This window comes from Sphingobium xenophagum NBRC 107872 (assembly GCF_000367345.1).
GTDB lineage: Bacteria > Pseudomonadota > Alphaproteobacteria > Sphingomonadales > Sphingomonadaceae > Sphingobium > Sphingobium xenophagum.
This window is the reverse complement of record NZ_BARE01000029.1, coordinates 1-4,592: the sequence shown is the minus strand read 5'-3', so window position 1 is coordinate 4,592 and position 4,592 is coordinate 1. Positions and strand designations below refer to the sequence as shown.

Here is a 4,592-nt window from a genome sequence, read left to right as displayed (position 1 = left end):
GCCGACATTCCCTTCGCCATAGGATAATATCCTGCCGGGCGCAGCAGGCGGTTGCGCGCTTCAAATTGTGCTTTTCAGCGGAGGTCGACTCTGAACCATGGCTGTCAGCCCCATTCAGGGTCGGCTCAAGGCGAATCGGTCATAAGACGATCATGACTGGCAAAACCCGTGCGTGGGACGCGCCAAGGCATTGATGGTTTTGGAAGGAGCAACGCCATGAAGATGAAGTTTCTGATCAATATGGGAGCCGCTCTGGCAATGGGCGCTGCTTCCCTGGCCGTGACTGCAACCCCGGCTATGGCCCGCGATGGCTATTATCGCGGTTATGACCGTGGCGACTATTATCGCGGTGACCGTTACCGCGGCTATCGCGGCGACCGTTATTATCGCGGCAATGACCGCTATTATCGCAACAACGCCTATCGTGGGGGCTATCGCGGCGGTTATCGCTGCCGGGACAATGGCACGGGCGGCACCATCATCGGTGCGATCGCCGGTGGCCTGCTGGGCAATGAAGTCGGCAAGGGTTCGGGCCGCTATGGCCGTCGCGGTGACGGCACGACCGGCGCGATCATCGGCGCAGGCGTCGGTGCCCTGGCGGGTCGCGCGATCGATCGCGATTGCTGAGCGGGTGATGTGAGACCTGCGGTTTGCGCAGGATAAGGGAAAGGCCGTCTCGTTCGAGGCGGCCTTTCTGCGTCAGGGGTTGGCGGCTGGCGCTGGCGCTACCCGGCCGCGATCGGCGCGGGCCGCCGTGCTGGCCGCCGGATTGAGACCTGCGCTATCGTTTTGCGCCGCCCCCTTTTGTGCGTCGAGCATCGCCGCTGCATCATTGAGCGCACTGGCTTCGCTGGCGCTGACCCCGCCGACGCCATCGGGCGACCCCGAACCGCAGGCCGTCAGCGACAGCAGCGCCATGGCGATGAAGATGGTGCGGATCATCGATCGGTCCCCAATGGAAAAGGGGCCGCTCCGTTTCCGGCGCGACCCCCAATCAAATTCTGAAAAGTCCGGCTGGACTTACATCGCGTTCGCGACGTTGTTGGTCGCGTTCGACGCAGCGTTGGCGGCGTTGTCGGCGGCGTTCATCGCAGCGTTCATCGCGTTGTCAGCAGCATTCGATGCGTTCTCAGCCGAGTTGGCGGCGTTGTTGGCAGCGTTTTCCGCGCCACCCGAGCAGGCGGCCAGGCCGAGCGAAGCAGCGAGAACGAGCGAAAGAGCGATAGACTTGGTCATGGGCAGAAACCCCTCTCTGAGAATAAAAACGGTGCAGACCACTCTCGGAGAAAAGCTCACCCCCCATTGCGCCTGCGCATCGATTCGTAATGCTTTGGATGATGCAAGGCAATCCCATTCCTGCAATCCGGGCCGCAAAGCCGGGCGCTTTTGTTCGCAGTTGCGGAAATTCTGCGGGCATTGACGTATATAAAGATTTCTTTATATGATGCCGCCATGCATACGGCACTCGATATTTTCCGGGCACTTGGCGACCCGACGCGGCTGCGCATCATCCACCTGCTGCGCGCGATGGAGCTGGCCGTGGGGGAGATTGCGCAGGTCGTGGGGCAAAGCCAGCCGCGCGTGTCGCGCCATGTCCGTATCCTGGCCGAAGCCGGCCTTGTGGAACGGCGCAAGGAAGGCAATTGGGTATTCCTGCGGCTGGGCAAGGGGGACGATGTTGCGCCCTTCATCGCGCTGTTCGACCGGCTGACGCCGTCGGAAAGCGAAACATTGTGGCAGGCAGCCGATCTGGCGCGGCTGGCGGCGGTGCGGGCGGATCGGGCGCGCGCTGCGGAGGATTATTTCGCCGACCATGCCGAAGAATGGGACGCGATCCGCTCACTCCATGTGGCCGAGGCGGATGTCGAGGCGGCGATGACAGCGCTGCTGGAGCGTGAGCCGATCGGCCACTTGCTCGACATCGGCACTGGCACCGGGCGGATGATCGAGCTGTTCGGCGGCGCTGCGCAGGCGGTGACCGCGATCGACCGCAGCCCCGACATGCTGCGGCTGGCGCGGACCAAGCTGCCTGAGGATGCGCGCGACAAATATGCGCTGCTGCTGGGTGATTTTGGCGCGTTGCCGCTGGAGCCGGGCAGCGTGGATACGGTCGTGCTGCATCAGGTGCTGCATTATGCGCAGGCGCCTGAGCAGGTGATAGGGGAGGCTGCGCGTGTCACTGCGGCCGATGGCCGGGTACTGATCGCCGACTTCGCGCCGCATGAGCGGGAGGAGTTGCGCGTGCGCGACCAGCATGCGCGGCTGGGCTTTTCCGACGAGCAGATGGAAGGCTGGTTCGCCGCTGCGGGCCTGCAACTGGAACGGGTGGAGACTTTGCCCGGCCATGAACTGACGGTGCAACTGTGGCTGGGGCGACGCAAGGGCGCGCCCGTCCGGCAGCAAGAAGGACGGATTTCCGCATGACTTTGAACGATCCCGCCGCGCCGCTCTATGCGGACCTTGCGGGCGACTGCCATGTCAGCTTTGAATTTTTCCCGCCCAAGACGGAAAAGATGGAAGCGCAGTTGTGGTCGGCGATCGAAACGCTGACGCCGCTCCAGCCCAAATTCGTGTCCGTAACCTATGGCGCGGGCGGATCGACCCGCGAGCGCACGCATAATACGGTCGCCCGGATCGCGCGGGAAACGCCGCTGGCCGCCGCCGCACACCTGACCTGCGTGGGCGCGAGCAAGGCGGAAATCGGCGAGATTGCAGACGCCTATTGGGAGGCCGGGGTGCGCCATATCGTGGCGCTGCGCGGCGATCCGCCCGAAGTCGGCGGCACGTTCGAGCCGCACCCGGAGGGGTATAAGGGCGCAGCCGAACTGGTCGAAGGGCTGATGCAGCGCCATCCGTTCGAAATTTCCGTGTCGGCCTATCCAGAGGTGCATCCCGAAGCGGCGAGCGCGCAGAGCGACCTTGATAATCTCAAGCGCAAGCTGGACGCCGGGGCGACCCGTGCGATCACGCAATTCTTCTTCACCCCCGACGCCTATTTCCGCTTCCTGGACAAGACTTTGGCGGCGGGGATCACGGCGGACATCGTACCCGGCATCATGCCGGTCAGCAATTTCGCCGCGACGCAGCGCATGGCGGCGATGTGCAATACGCAGGTGCCGAGCTGGATGGGCCGCCTGTTCGAAGGGCTGGACGATCATCCCGCATCGCGCCAGCTGGTGTCGGCGACGATCGCGGCGGAACTGTGTCGCAGCCTTTACGGCGGGGGCGTGCGCGATTTTCATTTCTACACGCTCAACCGCGCTGAACTGAGTTTTGCGATTTGCCATTTGCTGGGCCTGCGGGCGACGGCGAGCAATGGGGGAACGGCATGATCTGTACTCATCCGTTCGCCCTGAGCTTGTCGAAGGGTTCCACCGACCGCAGGGAGGTGTCTTCGCCTCCGCTCAGACAAGGGCTTCGACTGCGCTCAGCCCGAACGGAGTTTTTGATATGACAGCCGAACAGACATTGCGGGCGCTGGCCGCAGACAAGATCCTGATCTTCGACGGCGGCTATGGCACGTCGATCCAGAAACATGGCCTGACCGAGGCGGATTATCGCGGCACGCTCGACCTGCCCAAGGACCAGAAGGGCAATAACGACCTGCTCTGCCTGACCCGTCCCGACATCGTGGAAGGCATCCACAGCGCTTATCTGGACGCGGGCGCGGACATGATCGAAACCAATACGTTCAGCTCGACCAAGATTGCGATGGCCGATTATGGCTGCGAACATCTGGTGTGGGACATCAACATCGCCGCTGCGAAGCTGGCGCGCACCGCGTGCGAGAAGGCGACGGCCAAGGACGGCAGACCCCGCTTCGTCTGCGGTTCGATCGGCCCGACGAACAAGACGCTGTCCATATCCCCCGACGTAAACGACCCCGCTTTTCGCGAGGTCGACTTCGACACGCTGAAAGCCGATTATCGCGAGCAATGTGATGCGCTGATCGCGGGCGGGGTCGATTTCCTGCTGGTCGAAACCTGCTTCGACACGCTCAACGCCAAGGCGGCGGGCATGGCCGCGCGCGAGGCGGAGGCGGCGGCGGGCCGCTCCGTGCCGCTGATGCTCAGCTTCACCATCACCGACATGTCGGGCCGCAACCTGTCGGGCCACACGATCAATGCCTTCTGGTATTCGCTGCGCCATCTGAAGCCGCTCACCATCGGGGTGAACTGCGCGTTCGGCGCGGATCTGTTGCGGCCCTACCTCGCTGAACTGTCCAAAAATGCCGACACGCTGATCCTGGCCTATCCCAATGCGGGCCTGCCCAATGAACTGGGGCAATATGACGAGCTGCCCGCCACCACTGCACGGCTGATCCGCGAATGGGTGGACGAAGGGCTGGTCAATATGGTCGGTGGCTGCTGTGGCACGACGCCCGCGCATATCGGTGCGGTGGCCAAGGCGCTGGAAGGGCACAAGCCTAGAGCCGTGCCGGAGCTGCCGGTCGTCACGCGACTTGCGGGCCTTGAGCCGATGCACATCGCCGCTTGACTATAGTTCCCCTCCCTTCAGGGAGGGGTTAGGGGAGGGCCTGTAAAGGCTTGCTCTCCGACATGGCCCCCCCCCCCCCCCCCCCCCCCCCCCCC

Annotated in this window: 6 protein-coding genes; 4 read left to right on the top strand and 2 right to left on the bottom strand. The window is 63.7% G+C overall.

Annotated elements, in window-relative coordinates; translation table 11 throughout:
* Positions 1–216 precede the first annotated feature (216 nt).
* Entirely contained in the window at positions 217–627 is a 411-nt protein-coding gene (locus SX1_RS13490) for a glycine zipper 2TM domain-containing protein (protein ID WP_017181093.1), read from the top strand.
* Between the two features lie 72 nt (positions 628–699).
* Here the strand turns inward: SX1_RS13490 and SX1_RS13485 are convergent, their stop codons facing one another.
* Positions 700–942 carry a hypothetical protein gene (locus SX1_RS13485; protein WP_019053416.1) on the bottom strand — a complete coding sequence of 81 codons (243 nt, stop codon included), beginning with the start codon at positions 940–942 and terminating at the stop codon, positions 700–702.
* 78 nt (positions 943–1,020) lie between these two features.
* Positions 1,021–1,236 carry a hypothetical protein gene (locus SX1_RS13480; RefSeq protein WP_017181095.1) on the bottom strand — a complete coding sequence of 72 codons (216 nt, stop codon included), beginning with the start codon at positions 1,234–1,236 and terminating at the stop codon, positions 1,021–1,023.
* A 216-nt stretch (positions 1,237–1,452) separates the two neighbouring features.
* On the opposite strand from SX1_RS13480, the gene SX1_RS13475 reads away from it, so the two are divergent.
* The 3 genes from SX1_RS13475 (at position 1,453) to SX1_RS13465 (ending at position 4,497) form a co-directional block, all read left to right on the top strand.
* Entirely contained in the window at positions 1,453–2,424 is a 972-nt protein-coding gene (locus SX1_RS13475; RefSeq protein ID WP_017181096.1) for an ArsR/SmtB family transcription factor, read from the top strand.
* Positions 2,421–3,332 carry a methylenetetrahydrofolate reductase gene (metF, locus tag SX1_RS13470; protein ID WP_019053414.1) on the top strand — a complete coding sequence of 304 codons (912 nt, stop codon included), beginning with the start codon at positions 2,421–2,423 and terminating at the stop codon, positions 3,330–3,332. Before SX1_RS13475 ends, metF begins: the two co-directional genes overlap by 4 nt.
* A gap of 118 nt (positions 3,333–3,450) precedes the next feature.
* Positions 3,451–4,497 carry a homocysteine S-methyltransferase family protein gene (locus SX1_RS13465; protein WP_019053413.1) on the top strand — a complete coding sequence of 349 codons (1,047 nt, stop codon included), beginning with the start codon at positions 3,451–3,453 and terminating at the stop codon, positions 4,495–4,497.
* Positions 4,498–4,592 lie beyond the last annotated feature (95 nt).